Genomic DNA, 17,344 nt, shown 5'->3' with positions numbered 1-17,344 from the left:
TCCCCCTTGTGAGGGAAGGTCGCGGGGCACTCCCCGGTGCCCACTACCCTGGAGTGGTGACCATTCGTCTGTACGACACCAGCGCCCGGCAGATCCGTGACTTCTCCCCGCTCAAGCCGGGTTGTGTCTCGATCTACCTGTGTGGCGCCACCGTGCAGGCCGCACCGCACATCGGGCACATCCGCTCGGGCCTCAACTTCGACATCATGCGCCGCTGGTTCGACCACCGCGGGTACGAGGTCACGTTCATCCGCAACGTGACCGACATCGACGACAAGATCATCACCAAGTCGGCGGACCAGGGCCGCCCTTGGTGGTCGATCGGGTACGAGAACGAGCGCGCGTTCAACGACGGGTACGCCGTGCTCGGCTGCCTGCCGCCCACCTACGAGCCGCGGGCCACCGGGCACATCACCGAGATGGTGGAGATGATGCGCGGGCTCATCGAGCGCGGGCACGCGTACGAGGCGGACGGGAACGTCTACTTCGACGTGCGGTCCTTCCCCGGGTACCTCCAGCTGTCCAACCAGGAGCTGGACAACCTCCAGCAGCCGTCCGGCGTCGGCGAGACCGGCAAGCGGGACGCGCGCGACTTCGCCATGTGGAAGGCCGCGAAGCCGGGCGAGCCGAGCTGGGAGACGCCGTGGGGACGGGGCCGGCCCGGCTGGCACCTGGAGTGCTCCGCCATGGCCCACAAGTACCTGGGCCCCGCGTTCGACATCCACGGCGGCGGGATCGACCTGATCTTCCCGCACCACGAGAACGAGATCGCGCAGGCCAAGGCCTTCGGCGACGAGTTCGCCACGTACTGGGTGCACAACGCCTGGGTCACCATGAGCGGCGAGAAGATGTCCAAGTCACTGGGCAACTCCGTACTCGTCTCCGAGATGGTCAAGCAGTGGCGTCCGATCGTGCTGCGCTACTACCTCGGCACCCCGCACTACCGCTCGATGATCGAGTACAGCGAAGAGGCCCTGCGCGAGGCCGAATCGGCGTTCGCGCGCATCGAGGGCTTCGTGCAGCGGGTCGTCGAGAAGGCGGGGGGCGTCGTCGAGCCCGCCGCCGAGGTGCCGCCCGCCTTCGCCGAGGCCATGGACGACGACCTGGGCGTCCCGCAGGCGCTCGCCATCGTGCACACGACCGTGCGACAGGGGAACTCCGCCCTGGCCGCCGACGACAAGGAAGCCGCCGTCGCCCGCCTCGCCGAGGTGCGGGCCATGCTCGGCGTCCTCGGGCTGGACCCGCTCGACGAGCAGTGGGCCGGCGAGGGTGACCGCGGCGAGGATCTGCACGGCGTCGTCGACACCCTGGTCCGGATGGTCCTCGACCAGCGGGAGGCCGCCCGCACCCGCAAGGACTGGGCCACCGCGGACGGCATCCGCGACCAGCTCAACCAGTCCGGCCTGGTCATCGAGGACGGCCCGCAGGGGCCGCGCTGGACGCTGGGCCCTCGCTGAGCGGGGCCCCTCGGGGCCTTCTCGGGGCCTCTCGGCCTTGATCGATTGTGCCGCCCGGGCCTCCGGGCGGCACACTGCATATACGACACTTCAAGTGCGTACGCACGCTCGCCTCACACAGACAGGTAGGTCATGGCCGCTAACAACCGCCGCATGTCCGGCAAGAAGGGCGCGCAGGTCGGCAGTGGCGGCCAGCGACGCCGGGGCCTGGAAGGCAAGGGCCCCACCCCGCCCGCCGAGATGCGCAAGGGGCACAAGAAGAACCGCATCGCGGGCGCCAAGGCGAAGCAGATCGCACGCCGTCCCGCCCCGCGCGGGCGCGGTGGCAAGGGCACGTCCGAGATGGTCGTCGGGCGCAACTCGGTCGTGGAGGCGCTGCGCGAGGGCGTGCCCGCGTCGATGCTGTACGTGCAGCAGTTCATCGACAACGACGAGCGGGTGCGCGAGGCGCTCCAGCTCGCCGGTGAGCGCGGCGGTATCCACCTCATGGAGGCCCCGCGCCCCGAGCTCGACCGCATGACCAACGGGCTCAACCACCAGGGTCTCGTCCTCCAGGTCCCGCCGTACGAGTACGCGCACCCCGAGGACCTCGCGGCCGCCGCCTACGACGAGGGCCAGGACCCGCTGATCGTCGCCCTCGACGGCGTGACCGACCCCCGGAACCTGGGTGCCGTCGTCCGTTCCGTCTCGGCCTTCGGCGGCCACGGCGTCGTCGTGCCCGAGCGGCGCGCGGCCGGCATGACCGCCGGCGCCTGGAAGACATCGGCCGGTGCCGCCGCCCGTACGCCCGTCGCCCGCGCCGCCAACCTGACGCGGGCCCTTGAGTCGTACAAGAAGGCCGGCCTCGTCGTGGTCGGACTCGCCGCGGACGGCGAGGTCGAGGTCGGTGATCTGGAGGCCCTCGGCGGTCCCGTCGTCATCGTCGTCGGCAGCGAGGGCAAGGGCCTGTCTCGACTGGTCGGCGAGACCTGCGACTTCCGGGTACGGATTCCGATGCCGGGCGGCACCGAGTCGCTGAACGCCGGTGTCGCGGCGGGAGTTGTGCTGTACGAGGCCTCGCGCCGACGCGTCTGAGCGGACGCCCGAACGGATAAACGGATATCTGAACAGACGTCTGAACAGGTGTCTGAGTGGACGTCTGAGTGAGTCACCCCCCGTGGGGCAATCGGGATGTTCGGGATGACCTTGACGCGGTCCGGACAGATCGGCGCAGTCAAAGCAGTGTCCTAAACACACATCACTCGGTTAGATGAGTGTGGACACCAGAACACCCCGCACACCCACGGGGGACCGCTCGTCGGGATTCGACGACGCTCCCGCGCTGAGCATGGTGAAGGTGCCGAGCGATCCGGCGCAGGTCATCGTCAATCATGCGAGCTTCCGCGTGCAGCTAGGCGGCGCGACGCGGAGCCCATCCTGGCGCGTCGCACGGCACTTGAGCGGCACCGACGACACCGCGCGGATCTCCGCCGTCGGTACGGCGGGCAGAGCGGGCGGCCCGGCCGCCGGGGCCCGCCGCCGCGCGCCCGTCGTCTGGAGCGGGCGGTCCGACCCCGACGACACCGGCGCCCACCGCCTTCTGCAGGCCGTGCGCAGCACCAGCGTGCGCCACGGCGCCGCGGACCCGACGGGCGACGCCGGCGGCGCCACCCAGGTCATCCCGCGCCTCGACGAACACCAGGGCTACGCGGGCGACTTGACCGTCGACACGGTCGAGACTCCCCTCGTCGGCAGCCAGCGCGGCCACGACCACGACTCCACGGGGACCCGGCTGCTGCCGAACATGCGCAGCGTGGACAGCGCCTACGACGAACCGCGCTACACGGGCGGGCAGTTCGCTGCGGAGGGCCCCGACGACGGCGGCGGCGGCGCCACACCGACCAGGCGGCACGGCTCGGACCCGGTCCGGCACGCCTACTACCCCGGGCGCCGGATGAACCTCGGCGTGGTGCTGCTCCCGCTCCGCGTCTTCCTCGGCTTCATCTCCATCTACGCCGGAATGGGCAAGCTCTGCGACCCCGTCTACTTCGACGGCGGCAAGCGCGGCTCCATGGTCAAGTGGCTGAACACGCTGCACCCTTGGGACGTCGCCGAGCCGCTGCGGCAGTTCGCGCTCCAGCATCCCATCGGTTCCGGCCTCGTGATCGCCTTCCTCCAGGTCATCGTGGGCGTCCTCACGGTGCTCGGGCTGTGGCAGCGGGTCGCCGCCGTGGTCGGCGCGATGCTGTCGGCCGCGCTCATCGTGACCGTCAGCTGGAAGACGGTCCCCGCGTACGACGCGCCGGACATCATCTACCTCGCCGCCTGGTCCCCGCTGATCATCGCGGGCGCCCCCGTCTACTCCGTCGACGGACGCCTCGCCAGCGAGGCCTGGCGCACGCTCGGGCCCCGCGCCGACATCTGGGACCTGCGGCACCGGGTGCTGCGCCGCGGCGCGCTCGTCTCGGCCGTCGTCGTCGGCCTCACGCTCCTCATCGGCTCGCTCCTCGGCGGCGCCGTCCGTGACGCCGACCGCGTGGTCGTGCCGGGACCGGGCGAGGCCCCGCGCAACGAGCTGCCCGGTTCCCCGCTTCCCGAGGAGCCCGGCACGCCCCAGCGGAAGACAACGACTCCGTCGGCCTCGGCCAAGGCGCCCACCCACGGCAGCTCCTCCTCGCCGTCGGGTGCGGCCACCACGCCGGGTGCCACGGTCCGCGAGACGGGCGGCACGGTCACCAGTGGCCCCAGCCAGACCCAGGGCACCGGACAGGCCCCGCCCCAGCAGTCCTCGCCGGTCCACCAGGCCCCGAGCACCAGCGCGGGCCCGACGTCCAGCGGCGGCAGCTCCAGCACCGGCGGCACCGGCTCGGGCGGCGGGACCTCCTCCGGCGGTTCGAGCGGCGGCGGTGGCACCTCCGGCGGCTCGGACAAGCTGGTCGGCGGTCTCCTCGGGTAACGCGTATCGCCCCCTGGCAGTACGAGGACGGGCCCCGCACATTTGATGTGCGGGGCCCGTCCTCGTACTGCCGAAAGGGGCTCTCGCCCCTCGTACTGCCGGGAAGGGGCTCTCGCCCCTCACGTACTGCCCGGAAGGGGCTCTCAGCGCCCCAGGGCCGCGAGTTCCTTCGCCGCCTCCGTGAGGTCCTTCGCGGTGTCGATGGCGCGCCAGTAGGCCCCCTGCGGGAGCGAGAAGCCGGCCAGGCGGCGCTCGCGGGCCAGGTGCGGGAACGTGGTGCGCTCGTGGTCGCCGCGCTCGGGGAGCAGATCGGCGAACTCGGCGGAGAAGACGTAGACGCCCGCGTTGATCTCGTACGTGGTCGGCGGGGACTCGATGAAGTCCGTGACGCGTCCGAAGCCGTCGGTCTTGACGGCGCCCCACGGGATGCGCGGGCGGGCGAGGGCGAGGGTCGCGACGGCGTCGCGCTCGGTGTGGAAGTCCGCCATGTCGCGCAGCGAGAAACGGGTCCAGATGTCGCCGTTCGTCGCGTACCAGGGCTTGTCCGGGTGGGGGAGGTGCGCGGCGGCGTACTTCAGGCCGCCGCCCCGGCCGAGGGGCTCCGTCTCGACGACCGTCGTGATGTTGACCGGGAGGTCGGCCGAGTCCAGCCACTTCTGGAGGACCTCGGCGAGGTGGCCGCACGAGACGACGACGTCGGTGACGCCCTCCTCGGCGAGCCAGGTCAGCTGGTGACCGATGATCGGGGTCCCGGTGCCGGGGATCTCGACCATCGGCTTGGGCCGGTCGTCGGTGTAGGGACGCAGTCGGGAGCCCTGACCACCGGCCAGGACGACGGCTTGAACGGGGCGTGACGCGGCGTTCGGATGGGTCATGCCCGAACTGTACGTGGCGCCCCGCTCACGGCTTCTGTCGGCAACCGTTCCCTAAAGCAGCTGTTACCTGACAGAACAGGTGTGGCCGGTGGGGCTCAGAGATGCGTGGTCGCGACCCCCGATGCGAAGGATGTGTCGCAGACGGGGCGCGCGAACGCCTGGGCGCGCGTCGGGCCGTACGCGCGGACCGCGGCGCGGCCGAGAGCGCGGGCGATGGAGACGCAGTGCTTGGCGAGCGACGGGCGGCCGTTCACGGCCTCCTGGAGGTGGGTCAGGGCGACGCCCGGGTTCTTCTCCTGGAGCTCCAGCAGGAGCCGGTCGCGCAGCACGTCCTGCGGGGCACGGGAGACGGCACGCGAGGAGACGTCCGAGGAGGAGGCGGTGAGCACCGAGTCCGAGGAGTTCCCCGACCAGTTGACTCGGGTGACCGCGAGGGTCCCGGAGAGCACCAGGACGACAGGCAGAACGAGGGCGAGGGTGCGACCGATCCGGCGCGCGGGGCCACGGCCACGCCGGGTCCGTTGGTTAGTGGTGGAGTGCTTCACGCGAGTGAGGGTAGCGCGGGGTGATGATTTGGCGACATTTAGTAATCAGTTCGGGGGATAGAGGGACGGCTTTCGCTGGGCGGCGAGTTGACGTACAGGGATCGAAATGACCGGCTTGCCGGGGTATTTGTCGACAACGAAGAGGGCCCCACAGCACGCTGTGGGGCCCTCTTCGTCAGCTTGGGTGAATTCGACCGCTGCGCGGTGTTCGTCCGCCCGACTTGCTTTTCGCGAGGATCAGGCAGTGATCAGGCTGAGATCAGGCAGTGATCAGTCGGAGAGGCGCTCGCCCGTGGAGGTCGAGAACACGTGGGTCTCGCCCGGCCGCGGCACGACGTGCAGCGTGGCGCCCTTGTCCGGGACCGCGCGGCCGCTGACGCGGACGACCAGGTCCGTGAGCTTGTCGTCGACCTTGGCGCTGCCGTAGACGTAACCGTCGGCGCCGAGCTCCTCGACGACGTTCACCGAGACGGCGAGGCCGGCCGGGGCGTCCGCGCTGTCCTTCGACAGCGACTTGGCGGCTTCGCCGTTGTGCTCGACGATGTCGAAGTGCTCCGGGCGGACGCCGACCGTGACGGTGCGGTCGCCCTTGTCCGCGGCGGCCTTCAGGGCCTCGCGGTTCACCGGCACGACGGAGTTGCCGAACTTCACGCCGCCGTCCGTGATCGGGACCTCGACGAGGTTCATGGCGGGGGAGCCGATGAACCCGGCGACGAAGAGGTTCGCGGGGCGGTCGTACATGTTGCGCGGCGAGTCGACCTGCTGGAGCAGACCGTCCTTGAGCACGGCCACACGGTCGCCCATGGTCATGGCCTCGACCTGGTCGTGGGTGACGTACACGGTGGTGATGCCGAGGCGGCGCTGCAGCGAGGCGATCTGCGTACGGGTCGAGACGCGGAGCTTGGCGTCGAGGTTCGACAGCGGCTCGTCCATGAGGAAGACCTGGGGCTCACGCACGATGGCGCGGCCCATCGCGACACGCTGGCGCTGACCGCCGGAGAGGGCCTTCGGCTTGCGGGCGAGGTAGTCCGTGAGGTCGAGGATCTTCGCCGCGTCCTCGACCTTCTGGCGGATCTCGGCCTTCGGGACACCGGCGATCTTGAGCGCGAAGCCCATGTTGTCGGCGACCGTCATGTGCGGGTAGAGCGCGTAGTTCTGGAACACCATGGCGATGTCCCGGTCCTTGGGCGGCAGGTGCGTGACGTCGCGGTCACCGATGCGGATGGCGCCGGCGTTCACGTCCTCGAGCCCCGCGAGCATGCGGAGCGAGGTGGACTTGCCGCAGCCGGAGGGACCGACGAGGACGAGGAACTCGCCGTCCTCGATGTCGATCTCCAGAGCATCGACGGCGGGCTTCTCGGAACCCGGGTAGATCCGGGTCGCCTTGTCGAACGAGACAGTGGCCATGGTGAGGGGCCCCCTTCACCGGCAGGAACGTGCCGGACGATCCGTTGTAAAGGTGGTGTCCACCGCGAAGCTTTCGTGGTGGTGTAGTCCACGAGAGTGAACTGGCTCAGGACGGTACCTGGCGTTCACCTGGTCTGTCAGTAGCCCAGGGGCTGTGAACTTCGCGGAAATTTTCGAGAAGGCGTGGCTGGGACGTGGGTACACTGCACGGGCACACGCGTGCAGGCCTCCTTAGCTCAGCTGGTCAGAGCGCCGCTCTTGTAAAGCGAAGGTCGTCGGTTCGAATCCGACAGGGGGCTCCAACAGCGCAAACAACACGGACATCCCGCGGTGATGCCCGTGCTTTTTCCTGCCGTGCCCCGCTTTACGGCCTTACCCTGTTGGGCACCATCAGGGTGCCGCGCCAGCTGTGTGGAGGTAACGGGGTGAGAGGGCGCAGTCCGGATCGGGTCCGCAACGAGCTCATTGTCTCCATCGTGGACGCGTTGCAGGGGTCGGCCACGGTGAGCCAGGCGAGCAGCCGCGAGGTCTGGCGGGATCTGCTGGCCGGTGAACTCGCCGTGCCCGTGGAACCCTTCGGCGGGGATCGGCTGAGGCCCTGGCTGTTACAGGTGGTGAAGGAGTGCACCGCTGTCGGTGACGGCCTGGCCTGCCTGGTGCGGTCGCTGGAGTACGTGGAACAGCAGTCGGCGACGGTCGCCGAGCTGTGGCCGCTCGTGGACGAGTGGGAGGCCGTCGACTTCTTCAACAACGCCGATCTCGGTCACCTGCGACCCGTGCTGCTGGCGATGGGCTCCACGGATCTGGCTGTCATGGCGCGCCGCGCGAGCCGCTCCCGTGTCCAGGAGCTGCCCGGGTGGTGCCAGACGGGGTGGCAGGTCTTCCTGCGGCTGGCGGGCGAGAACTCCCCGGCCGGTGAACTCCCGCCCAGCATGGCCTTCCTGGCGCTGTCGGCCGATCGGCTGATGGAGGACGGCCAGTCGGAGGCCGCCGAGGTGCTGCGCCGCTTCAACCGCAGCCAGACCCTCGCCCTGGGCATGGAGAGCCTGCTGGCGGACTGGCAGCACTCGGACTTTCCGCAGCCCGCGCCCTCCCTCGTCCCGGCGTATCTGATGATCCAGTTCGAGCCGGACCGGATCGAGCCGGACAGGTACTACCTCTCGCACTGGCGCCAGTCCGACTCCGAGGGCTGGCATCCCGTGCGCGGCGAGACCGTCCACCTGGGCCGGGAGGAGCTCCCGGGCGCGGTGGAGCGGCTGATCGAGGAGGCCGAGGAGAAGTGGGCCGACCTGCGGCAGCCGGTGATCCTGGAGTTCATCCTGCCCTGGGAGCTGCTCAACGAGCCCGTGGAGTGGTGGTCGAAGGAGTCCGGCTCCGAGGCCCCGACCCCGCTGGTCATGGACTATCCGGTGGTGGTGCGCAGCATCGAGCGCCTGCAGCGGGCCGCCTGGCACCGGCCCTGGCACCACAAGTGGCGGCAGCTGCGGGAGCGTCCGGCGGACAGCCACCCGCACTGGAGCAGCCCGGCGCAGGACGAGGCGTACTACTTCCATCTGGAGCGTGAGCTGAAGGAGGACCGGCACGCGGTGTGCCTGGTACTCAGTCAGCCCCCCGGCGACGAGTCGGGCACCGGCCGCCGTGAGGTTCTCGCCGGGCTACGGGCCGGGGTGCCCGCGATGATCTGGCACCGCAACGACTGCGCGGACCCGAAATTCAAGGACGCCATCGGCGAAATACTCCAGGACCGGGGGCTGGGCAGCCTGGCGGAACGGGTCGGGGAGTGGCGCAAGGACGCGCTGGCCCTCGGCCCCGGGGCGTGGGACCAGCACGTGGGTCGCCATCTGGCCATTCTGCTCGACGACCCCGAGCGCAAGCCGAGCCCGCCCGGACCGGTGTAGGTCATCATGTGCCCATGGCCCGGAAGGGGCCTCCGACCGGCGCGCGGAGGCGGATGCCGCACGGTCTTGCACACTCCGACGCCGACTGTCAGGCTATTGACGAGACAGCGCCACCGGCTGTCCCCAGGGGGCGAGTACCACCCGGCGATTGACTTTCGGACCCTTCTACCGTCTCCTGTGGCCTGCCATGTTGCACCGCAAGCAGACCACTGCCAGGCTTGGCACGTGGATGTCACGCATGCCCGCGGACTGCGGGACTCCTCCTCGGTGCTCCCTCCGTCGTCGGGCATGACCGGACGCTCTGAGGGCGCTTATGCAGTGTGACGACGGTCCACGACCACCATCCGCATCGGCATCGGAATCGGTATCCGCATCGGCACCTGACGATGCGTCACTCGGCGTGGTGTCGCACGCCCTGCGTGGCCTCGGGCGGGCTTCTTCCGCGGACCGTCCGGACGTACTGCTCGTGGTCGACGACTACGTGACCATGCGGGTCTGGGACGAGACGGTCACCCGACTGGCCGACGAACTCGCCCGCCAGGAGGCGCTGGGCCCGATCACCCGCTTACGTCTGCTGAGTTCGGACGACACCGAGCCGGGCCGGATCCGGCTGGAGCACCTGCCCCCGCCCGTGGGTGAACACCGGGTGGTGCTGGTGCTGACCGACGGGCTGGCCGCGGGCTGGCGTTCGGACGCGGTGCTGCCGCTGCTGCGCGAACTGGGCCGCTCCGAGCCCCTCGCGGTCCTGCACCTGCTGCCCCAACGGCTCTGGTTCCGAACCGGCCTGGACGTCTACCGCATGCGCCTGGGCTCCGGGCACCCCTGGGCGCCCAACGACTCCCTGGGCTGGGAGCTGCGTACCTCACCTCTCGAACCGGTGGACGACGACTCGGCGGCACGGGCCGGCGTGGTGCCCGTCCCGGTCCTGGAGCGGACCGGGCACTCCCTCACCTGCTGGGTCGACCTGGTGACGGGCCGGGCCTTTGAGGGCGTGGAGATGTCGGGCGTGCGGGCCCGCGACTGGAAGCGGCGGCCGGACGCCGCGCGTGCCGTGCCCTGGGTCGACGACGTGCCCGACCCCGCCAGCGCCGTACCCCCGTGGGAGCGTGTCTCGGAGTTCCGGGCCGCCGCCTCGCCCACCGCGTTCGCGCTGGCCACCCGCCTCGCGGCGGCTCCTTTGACGCTGCCCGTCATGAGCGCCCTGACGGCCTCGGTGCCGGGTGCCGGACCCGCCCACCTCACCGAGCTGCTGATGAGTGGTCTGGTGCGGCCCGCGGGCGCGGAGGCCGAACGCGCGGCCGACATGGTCTTCGCCTTCGGCCCGAACATCCGTCAGGAGTTATTGGCGCTGGCCCGCCGCCGGGACACCCTCCGCGTGCTGCACGACGTACGGGTGCTGATGGCGGTCCCGGAGGGCTCCGACCCGGTCCTGCCCGCCGCGGACGCACTCCTCGAGACCACCGTTGTGCCGCGCGTGACCGCGCGGAACGTGGCGTTCCTGCGCATCGAACTGGCCGCGCTGCGCGCCCTGACCGGACGCTTCCTGCCCCAGGCCGAGCGTCTCGCGCGGGCACTGCGCGCGTACGACCTGCGGAACACGGTCAACCTGGGCAAGGACGCACGTACCCATACGCGGCACCAGGACCCCGCCACCCGGGACCGCCGGGATGCCGCACACGCCCCGAGGGGGCCCGAGACAACTTCAGAAGGAGCCACGACCATGGCGACCACGCAGCAGCCGGTGGAGAACGCGCGCTCGACGCCGCCACGGATCTGGGGGAACATTCCCCCGCGCAATCCCAACTTCACCGGTCGCGTGGACCTTTTGGAACGACTGAGCGAACGGCTCCAGGAGGGCACCACCACGGTGCTGCCCGAGGCCATTCACGGCATGGGTGGTGTCGGGAAGACCCAGATGGCGATCGAGTACGCCTACCGGCACCAGTCCGAGTACGACGTCGTCTGGTGGATCCCCGCCGAGCGCCCCGGCCAGATCGGCCAGGCGCTGGTCGAGCTCGCCCAGCGGCTCGGCCTGGGCACCAGCGCCGAGGCGAACATCGCCGGACCCGCGGTGCGCGAGGCGCTGCGCGAGGGGCGGCCGTACTCCCGCTGGCTGCTGATCTTCGACAACGCTGACAGTCCCGAACGTGTCCGCGACTACTTCCCCACCGGCGGCAGCGGCACCATCCTCGTGACCTCCCGCAACCGCCGCTGGAGCGTGGTGGGCCCCTCGCTCGAAGTCGATGTCTTCACCCGGGAGGAGAGCAAGCAGCTGCTCCGCCGTTCCAGCGCCTACGGTGAGGATCTCGCCGACGCCGAGGCGGACCGGCTCGCCGACGCCCTCGGGGACCTGCCGCTCGCCCTCGAACAGGCCGCCGCGTGGCGGGCGGAGACCGGGATGCCCGTCTCGGAGTACCTGCGTCTGTTCGAGCACAAGCGCAATGAGCTCCTCGAGGTGTCCCCGCCGCCGGACTACCAGCTTCCGGTCGCCGCCGCGTGGAACGTCTCCCTGGACCACCTGGAGACCCGCAGCCCCGCGGCCCTGCGTCTGCTCCAGCTGTGCTCCTACTTCGCGCCCGACCCCATCTCGCGCTCGATCTTCTCCGGTCTCGGCGGTTCCAGGATCGACCCCGATCTGGACCGGGCGCTCAACGACCCGATGCGGCTGGCCCGCGCCATCCGGGAGATCAACCGCTACTCCCTCGCCCGTGTCGACCACCGGACCAACTCGATCGAAATGCACCGTCTGGTCCAGGCCGTGCTGATCCACCGCATGACCCCAGAGGAACAGAAACGCATGCGCAACGGGGCCCACACACTGCTTGCCGCCGCCGACCCGAAGGGCCCCAACCAGGCGGCCAACTGGCCTCGCTATGCCGAGTTGTACGGCCATGTGATCGCGTCCAACGCCATCGAGTCCGACCAGCCATGGGTGCGCGAACTGGTGATGAACGTCGCCAAGTACCTGTGGTACTGGGGTGACCACCGGGTCGCCCTCGAGTTCTCGGAGCAGGCCTGGGAGACGTGGCAGCGGCTGTTCGGCGAGGAGGACCAGCAGGCGCTCCTCATGGGCTGGTGGCTGGGCTTCCTGTACCTGATGGTGGGGCGCCACGAGGACGCCTCCCGGGTCGTGGAGTCGTTCCAGGCGGTCTACGCCCGCACCGCGCCGGCGGACCAGGAGGACACCCGCGAGGACGCGTTGGTGGCGCTGAACCTCGAAGCCGCGGTACGGCGCCATCAGGGGGACTTCCTCGCCGGCGCCGAACTCGACGAGATGGCCTACGAGCGGGCTCGGCGCGCCTTCGGTGAGGACGACCCGACCACGCTGGTCACCGCCCACAACCTCGGGGTGAGCCTGCGGGTGGTCGGCGAGTTCCAGCGGGCGCTGGAACTGGACCGGCACACGCACGCGATGAAGACACGGCTGTTCGGGCGCGATCACCAGCAGGCACTGGTGACCGAGGCGAGCGTCGCCGTCGACGTGCGGGAGACGGGCGACTACGTCGGTGCGCGGTCGCTTCAGCAGGCGGTCCTCGACGGCTACCGGACGACCTTCGGGGCAGGCAATCCCACGACGCTGCGGTCCATGCGCCAGCTGAGCGAGGCGTGCCGGAAGGAGGGCGACCACGTCACCGCGCTGGAACTGGCGCGCGAGACGTTCGACCAGCTCACCCGTCGGTACGGCGACACCCACCCGGAGTCCCTGACGGCCGCGCTCGCGCTGTCGGTGGCGCTGCGGCACAACGGCGACCTGGAGGCGGCGCGGGAGCGCGGCGAGAAGGCCTCCGAAGGCTTCCGCACCATCTTCGAGCCGGACCACCCGCACGTCATGGCGGCCGACGTCGACCTCGCGGTGACGCTCCGGCTGCTGGGCCAGGTGGAGCAGGCCAGGCGACTGGACGAGGCGGCGCTGGAGACGCTGACCGGACGTCTCGGGGAGAGCCATCCGATCGTGCTGGCCTGCGCCATCAACCTGGCGAGCGATCTCAGTGCCCTGGGGCGGGTGGCGCAAGCCCGCGAACTGGGTGAGAAGACGGTGGAGTTGTGCCGGCAACGGCTGGGTGAGAACCACCCGACCACGCTGGTGGGTGCGGCGAACCTCTCCCTGGACCTCCTCGCCCTCGGTGAGCGGGCCGAGGGTGACACACTGCGCGCGGACACCCTGGCGCGTATGGAGAGGGCCCTGGACGAGCCCCGCCTCAACTCCGCCGAGTCCGCGCCCCACCCGGCGACGGCGCAGGCCCGGGCCAGGCAGCGGACCGACTGCGACATCGACCCGATGCCGATGTGATCCGTCCCGGTCTCAGGCCGGGGGCGAGCCGAGCCAGGTGGCGAGGCGGATCGGGTCCGGTGGGCTGTCCGTGACACCGAGCAGGGCCTGGTGCACCGCGTGCGCTCGTTCCGGGTGGTGGCACAGCAGACGGGCCGCCCTCGGTTCGGTGCCCGCGGTGGCCAGGGCGCGGCCGAGGCCCGCCCAGGCTCCGGCCGGAGAGGGCTCCGCCGCCAGGTGCGCCACGTACGCGTGCCGGGCCGCCGTTGCGTCGCCCGCGGCCAGCAGGGCGTCGCCGGTCAGCGCTCCGCTGACCCTGGCCGCGGCCTTCTCGGGCCCGTCGAGCGAGATCCGGTCGTCGTCCGCGCCGCTGAGGCGGTGGCGGACGAGCATCGCCAGGCTGTCCAGCCAGCGTGCCGAGGGGTCGGGCACGACCTCGGGTTCGGTCGCCAGGACGCCGGGCGGTCCGCTCGCCCCGTCCAGCCATGCCCGTACGGCCCTGTCGACGGCCGGCGCGGCGGGCCGCCGGTGGTGGGCGCGCCAGCGGGCGACGTGGTCGTCGGCGCACAGGTGGGCCAGGGCCAGCGGCTCCTCGGGAACCGGCTCCGCCAGCCACTGGGCGCAGTGGTCGCGCAGTGTGTCCAGCAGGGCCGTGCCGAGGGGCGTCAGGCGCGGGTGGCGGTGGACCTGCTCCATCGCCGTCGCCACATGGGCCCGCCACAGCGCGAACTCGAAGTGCGCCATGGCCGTCTGCGCGGGTGCGGCCTTGCGGTGCTCGCGCCAGAAGCGGGTGATCCCCACGAACGCGTAGATGCCCTGGAGCAGCCCCTCAAGAGGCCGGGGGTCGTTCCTCCAGGGCGCGTACCACAGCTCCTTGCCCCTGTCAAAGTCGTGAGTCAGCAGAGGCGTCAGATGCAGCAGCCCGCCCAGCTTGGTGTGCTGGAACTCGTGTACGAGGGTGACGGCCAGCTGTACGGCGTCGTCCGGCTCCGAGGCCTCGACGCCGCCGAAGGCGTCCCCCGCGCTCACGCTGCGTGGCCGGAACCTTTCGCCTGCCGGGGTCGGCGTCAGTGAGAAGACTCCCCGCCGCATGGCCTCGGCCGTCTCGGGCTGCTCCCGCAGCAGTAACTCCCATGCCTGCTCCAGCATCCGTCGCCACTGCGCCGCCGCCTCACCGGACAGCGGGCGCGGCTCGGTCGGTTGCGGATACGTGCGGTACGGGTCCACGTCGTCCAGCACGATGTCGAGCCGCCGCCCTCGCGCACCGACCGTGAGCCTGCGTACCGGATGCCATCCGGGACCCGCCGATCCGCTCGTCGGCGGTAAGGCGACCTCGGCCCCGGCCGCCTCGATCACCGCGCGTCCGCCCTCGGCCCGCACCGTGGCCCTTGTCCAGGGCTCGGTCTCGGGCAGCACCGCACAGCCCAGGGTCGGCAGGGGGACCCGGCCGTGCCGTACCGGGACCTCGATGGCGAAGTCGAACTCCGCCCGCAGCGCCGCCGCGGCGGCGAGGGCCGACATATGGCCGAGCTCCACCCACAGCGGCGGCTCGTCCATCGGAGTCCTGCCGCGCAGCCGACGCAGCGCGGTGGTCAGCCACATGCCCGTCTGCGGATACATGAGCAGGTCGTCGACGACCTGGGGGGCGCGGCGCTGCGCCTGGCTGAGAAGGTCCCATGCGGGGCCGAGGTCCGTGGCGTCGTCGAGCATCCGCAGGAGCAGCAGACGCCGACTGCGTTCGCCGCCGAGCAGGAGGTCGAGCGTTTCCGGGCCGCCCTCGCCGCGGACCAGTTCGGCCAGGCGGTCGGGCGGCAGGTGATGACGAGGCAGGGACGGCTCAGCGCGCATACGCGGCCCCGGCGGCCTCAGTCGAAACGCTCGCCGGGGTCGACGCCGGCGACGCTGGCCAACTGGTGGTCGATTCCCGGCAGCAGTTCCTGCAGTGATTCGGCGAGAACTCGACTTTCCATGGAGCGCAGCGTTTCAAGAGACACCCCCGCGAGATCGACCAGGCTGGACTCGACGGCGGCCAAAGACGGCTCCATGACGGCCAAACCCCTTCCCCCCGGCTGCATTTGTGGATGCTGGCGGCTCGCATCCTCCTGATAATGACCCACCGCACGGAGTATGAAACCCCGCGCCCGCGCGGCCCCGCCATATCAGGTCAGCGGCTCTCACCGGCTCGACGGTGGCGCCGGGACAACTCCACCGCCTCTTCGTCCATGCGGGCCACCCCGGCGGAGTCACCCTCCATCAACCGTATCGCTTCGAGGAGTTGGTCCAAGGTCCCCGGGTAGCGGAGACAGGTCCGCAGGATTCCGAACACGTCCGGTCTCAGTGCCGGTGTTCTCGGACTCATGGCCGCGATGGCCGGGTTGATGCCGCCCAGGACCAGGGCCAGGGTGGTGCGGTCGCTCACCGTGGGTAGTGCCGTCAACGCGCCCACCAGACCGTCGAGTTCGCGCAGCGGCAGGTCGTCGCGCAGGTCGGCCAGGGTGACCGGGCCGGCGGCGGCGGTCCGTGCGGACGGGATGCGGGGCAGCTCGGACGCCGACGCGGGCAGGCCGGCGCACTCGTGCAGCAGTGCCAGTTCGGACCTGGTCAACAGCTCGTACCAGCGGTCCACGCGGACGGCGGCGAGGCGGCCGAGACCGTCCGTGCGGTGGTGCGCGCTGACCAGGCCGACGATCGAGTCGTCGTGCCAGACCGCCGCGCCCGACATGCCCTCCCAGGGCGACCGGTCGGGCTCGGCGTCCGACTCGGGCGGGGTGACGGCGAGTTCGAGCGTGCCCTCGCGGCGGTTGGACAGCACCGAGGTGATGCCCGTCGCGTGGCAGGAGTCGCGGTACTGGGACGCCGAGCCGTCGTCGAGCCGTCGCATCCGGTCCTCGCGCAGCTTGAACCGGGGGAAGCCCATCGCGCTGCACGGCAGGACGAGGTCCGCGTCGGGCACGGCCCCGTACGAGGGGGGTTCGGTCACGGCCGCGTGGACGCCGTGCGGCGCGGATCCGTCCAGCTCCAGGAGTGCCACGTCGGCCTTCTCCGAGGCCAGCACCACCCGGGCGGCCACGGTCCACTCGTCGGCGCGGTCGGCCTCGAACCGTACGTCGGTGGTTCCTGTGCTCGCGTCACGGACGACGTGTGCGGCGGTGAGCACCCACCAGGGACCCACCCGGTAGCCGGAACCGCGCCGCCCGGGGCCCCGTCCCGCGGGCGGTCGCACCATCACCTCCGCCGCCCGGACGGGATCCAGTCCGCGGCGCGGATCCTGTGCCGCCACGGCTCAGCGCTCTCGTTCGGCCTCGGCCCCGCCCACCCACGGGGCCCGTCCGCCGCCGCTGTGGGTGCGCGGGTCGAGGGTCAGCTTCACCCGGTGCGTGACGCTGTCCGCCACCCGTCCGTCCGCGCCCGCCTCCACCACCCAGAAGCGGATCTTGCCGCCCGCCGTCGCCGACCGCTCTACGACCACGGCCGCCTCCAGCTCCACCGGACCCACCTCGAAGTACAGATCCTCCCCCTCCGCGGCCGTCCGGGCCGCGGTCAGTTCCCTGCGCAACTCCTCGATCAGTTCAGCGAGTTCAATCACACCCGGTCCCTACCCCCACCGCGCGTGCTCCCACCGCACTTCCGTCACCCGATCCGGGCCGATTTCGCACGGTGGCCCTGCGTGACGGCGTTGATGCAATAGGGTTACCCAAGTAGCCTGAAATCCCTGGAAACGCCGTATTCAGTGATATGTAAGGCATTGATCGCATCACCTCACTGTCACAGGGGCGCCGCCATGGAGAAGTCCGGAGTCGAGTCCGAGCTGATCGACCTCAGCGACGTTCCGCTGGACGAGTGGCCCCGGCTGGACCTGCCGTCCGCGCAGGGCTCCATGCGTCGGCTGCTCAGCCGTATCGACGACCCCGCGAGCAGCCTCGGCGGCTACAACCCGCAGCGCGACGCGTAGCGGCA

13 protein-coding genes and 1 tRNA gene are annotated in these 17,344 nt (G+C 70.9%); 7 read left to right on the top strand and 7 right to left on the bottom strand.

What is annotated here, in order from left to right; genetic code table 11:
• Nucleotides 1-56 precede the first annotated feature (56 nt).
• From cysS to ACFZDJ_RS35995, 3 genes are all read left to right on the top strand, one after another.
• The gene (cysS, locus tag ACFZDJ_RS36005; protein WP_384914504.1) at nucleotides 57-1,457 is read left to right on the top strand and encodes a cysteine--tRNA ligase; all 1,401 of its coding nucleotides are present in this window, start codon (nucleotides 57-59) and stop codon (nucleotides 1,455-1,457) included.
• A 132-nt stretch (nucleotides 1,458-1,589) separates the two neighbouring features.
• Nucleotides 1,590-2,531, top strand: a complete 942-nt coding sequence (rlmB, locus tag ACFZDJ_RS36000; protein WP_075026990.1) for a 23S rRNA (guanosine(2251)-2'-O)-methyltransferase RlmB — start codon at nucleotides 1,590-1,592, stop codon at nucleotides 2,529-2,531.
• Nucleotides 2,532-2,712: 181 nt separating this feature from the next.
• Entirely contained in the window at nucleotides 2,713-4,392 is a 1,680-nt protein-coding gene (locus tag ACFZDJ_RS35995; RefSeq protein WP_391065425.1) for a DoxX family membrane protein, read from the top strand.
• 143 nt (nucleotides 4,393-4,535) lie between these two features.
• Here ACFZDJ_RS35995 and ACFZDJ_RS35990 read toward each other — a convergent pair whose 3' ends face one another.
• The 3 genes from ACFZDJ_RS35990 to ACFZDJ_RS35980 form a co-directional block, all read right to left on the bottom strand.
• Complete coding sequence (locus ACFZDJ_RS35990) at nucleotides 4,536-5,267, bottom strand: nucleotidyltransferase family protein (protein WP_168509387.1); 732 nt, start codon at nucleotides 5,265-5,267, stop codon at nucleotides 4,536-4,538.
• A gap of 95 nt (nucleotides 5,268-5,362) precedes the next feature.
• The gene (locus ACFZDJ_RS35985; RefSeq protein WP_384914501.1) at nucleotides 5,363-5,812 is read right to left on the bottom strand and encodes a hypothetical protein; all 450 of its coding nucleotides are present in this window, start codon (nucleotides 5,810-5,812) and stop codon (nucleotides 5,363-5,365) included.
• A gap of 270 nt (nucleotides 5,813-6,082) precedes the next feature.
• Nucleotides 6,083-7,219 carry an ABC transporter ATP-binding protein gene (locus tag ACFZDJ_RS35980; protein WP_054232444.1) on the bottom strand — a complete coding sequence of 379 codons (1,137 nt, stop codon included), beginning with the start codon at nucleotides 7,217-7,219 and terminating at the stop codon, nucleotides 6,083-6,085.
• 225 nt (nucleotides 7,220-7,444) lie between these two features.
• Here ACFZDJ_RS35980 and ACFZDJ_RS35975 point away from each other — a divergent pair.
• From ACFZDJ_RS35975 to fxsT, 3 genes are all read left to right on the top strand, one after another.
• Nucleotides 7,445-7,521, top strand: a tRNA-Thr gene (locus tag ACFZDJ_RS35975).
• Nucleotides 7,522-7,695: 174 nt separating this feature from the next.
• Nucleotides 7,696-9,117 carry a hypothetical protein gene (locus tag ACFZDJ_RS35970; protein WP_390930711.1) on the top strand — a complete coding sequence of 474 codons (1,422 nt, stop codon included), beginning with the start codon at nucleotides 7,696-7,698 and terminating at the stop codon, nucleotides 9,115-9,117.
• Between the two features lie 403 nt (nucleotides 9,118-9,520).
• Nucleotides 9,521-13,408 carry an FxSxx-COOH system tetratricopeptide repeat protein gene (gene fxsT, locus ACFZDJ_RS35965; protein ID WP_391065273.1) on the top strand — a complete coding sequence of 1,296 codons (3,888 nt, stop codon included), beginning with the start codon at nucleotides 9,521-9,523 and terminating at the stop codon, nucleotides 13,406-13,408.
• A gap of 12 nt (nucleotides 13,409-13,420) precedes the next feature.
• Here the strand turns inward: fxsT and ACFZDJ_RS35960 are convergent, their stop codons facing one another.
• Genes ACFZDJ_RS35960 through ACFZDJ_RS35945 form a run of 4 tightly spaced genes read right to left on the bottom strand, consistent with a single transcriptional unit; the run spans nucleotide 13,421 to nucleotide 16,973 of the window.
• A complete protein-coding gene (locus ACFZDJ_RS35960; protein ID WP_391065270.1) occupies nucleotides 13,421-15,235 on the bottom strand; it encodes an aKG-HExxH-type peptide beta-hydroxylase in 1,815 nt (604 codons plus the stop codon).
• 17 nt (nucleotides 15,236-15,252) lie between these two features.
• Nucleotides 15,253-15,504, bottom strand: coding sequence for a hypothetical protein (locus ACFZDJ_RS35955; protein WP_168509381.1), 252 nt, complete (start codon nucleotides 15,502-15,504; stop codon nucleotides 15,253-15,255).
• 47 nt (nucleotides 15,505-15,551) lie between these two features.
• Nucleotides 15,552-16,613, bottom strand: a complete 1,062-nt coding sequence (locus ACFZDJ_RS35950) for a trypsin-like peptidase domain-containing protein (RefSeq protein WP_391065267.1) — start codon at nucleotides 16,611-16,613, stop codon at nucleotides 15,552-15,554.
• Between the two features lie 57 nt (nucleotides 16,614-16,670).
• Complete coding sequence (locus ACFZDJ_RS35945) at nucleotides 16,671-16,973, bottom strand: trypco2 family protein (protein ID WP_054232450.1); 303 nt, start codon at nucleotides 16,971-16,973, stop codon at nucleotides 16,671-16,673.
• A 195-nt stretch (nucleotides 16,974-17,168) separates the two neighbouring features.
• Between ACFZDJ_RS35945 and ACFZDJ_RS35940 the strand changes: the two genes are divergently transcribed.
• The gene (locus ACFZDJ_RS35940) at nucleotides 17,169-17,339 is read left to right on the top strand and encodes a hypothetical protein (protein ID WP_168492956.1); all 171 of its coding nucleotides are present in this window, start codon (nucleotides 17,169-17,171) and stop codon (nucleotides 17,337-17,339) included.
• Nucleotides 17,340-17,344: the final 5 nt, after the last annotated feature.

The organism is Streptomyces sp. NPDC007896 (assembly GCF_042959425.1).
GTDB lineage: Bacteria > Actinomycetota > Actinomycetes > Streptomycetales > Streptomycetaceae > Streptomyces.
The sequence above is the reverse complement of the archived record's forward strand: the minus strand, read 5'-3'. Positions and strand labels throughout refer to the sequence as shown.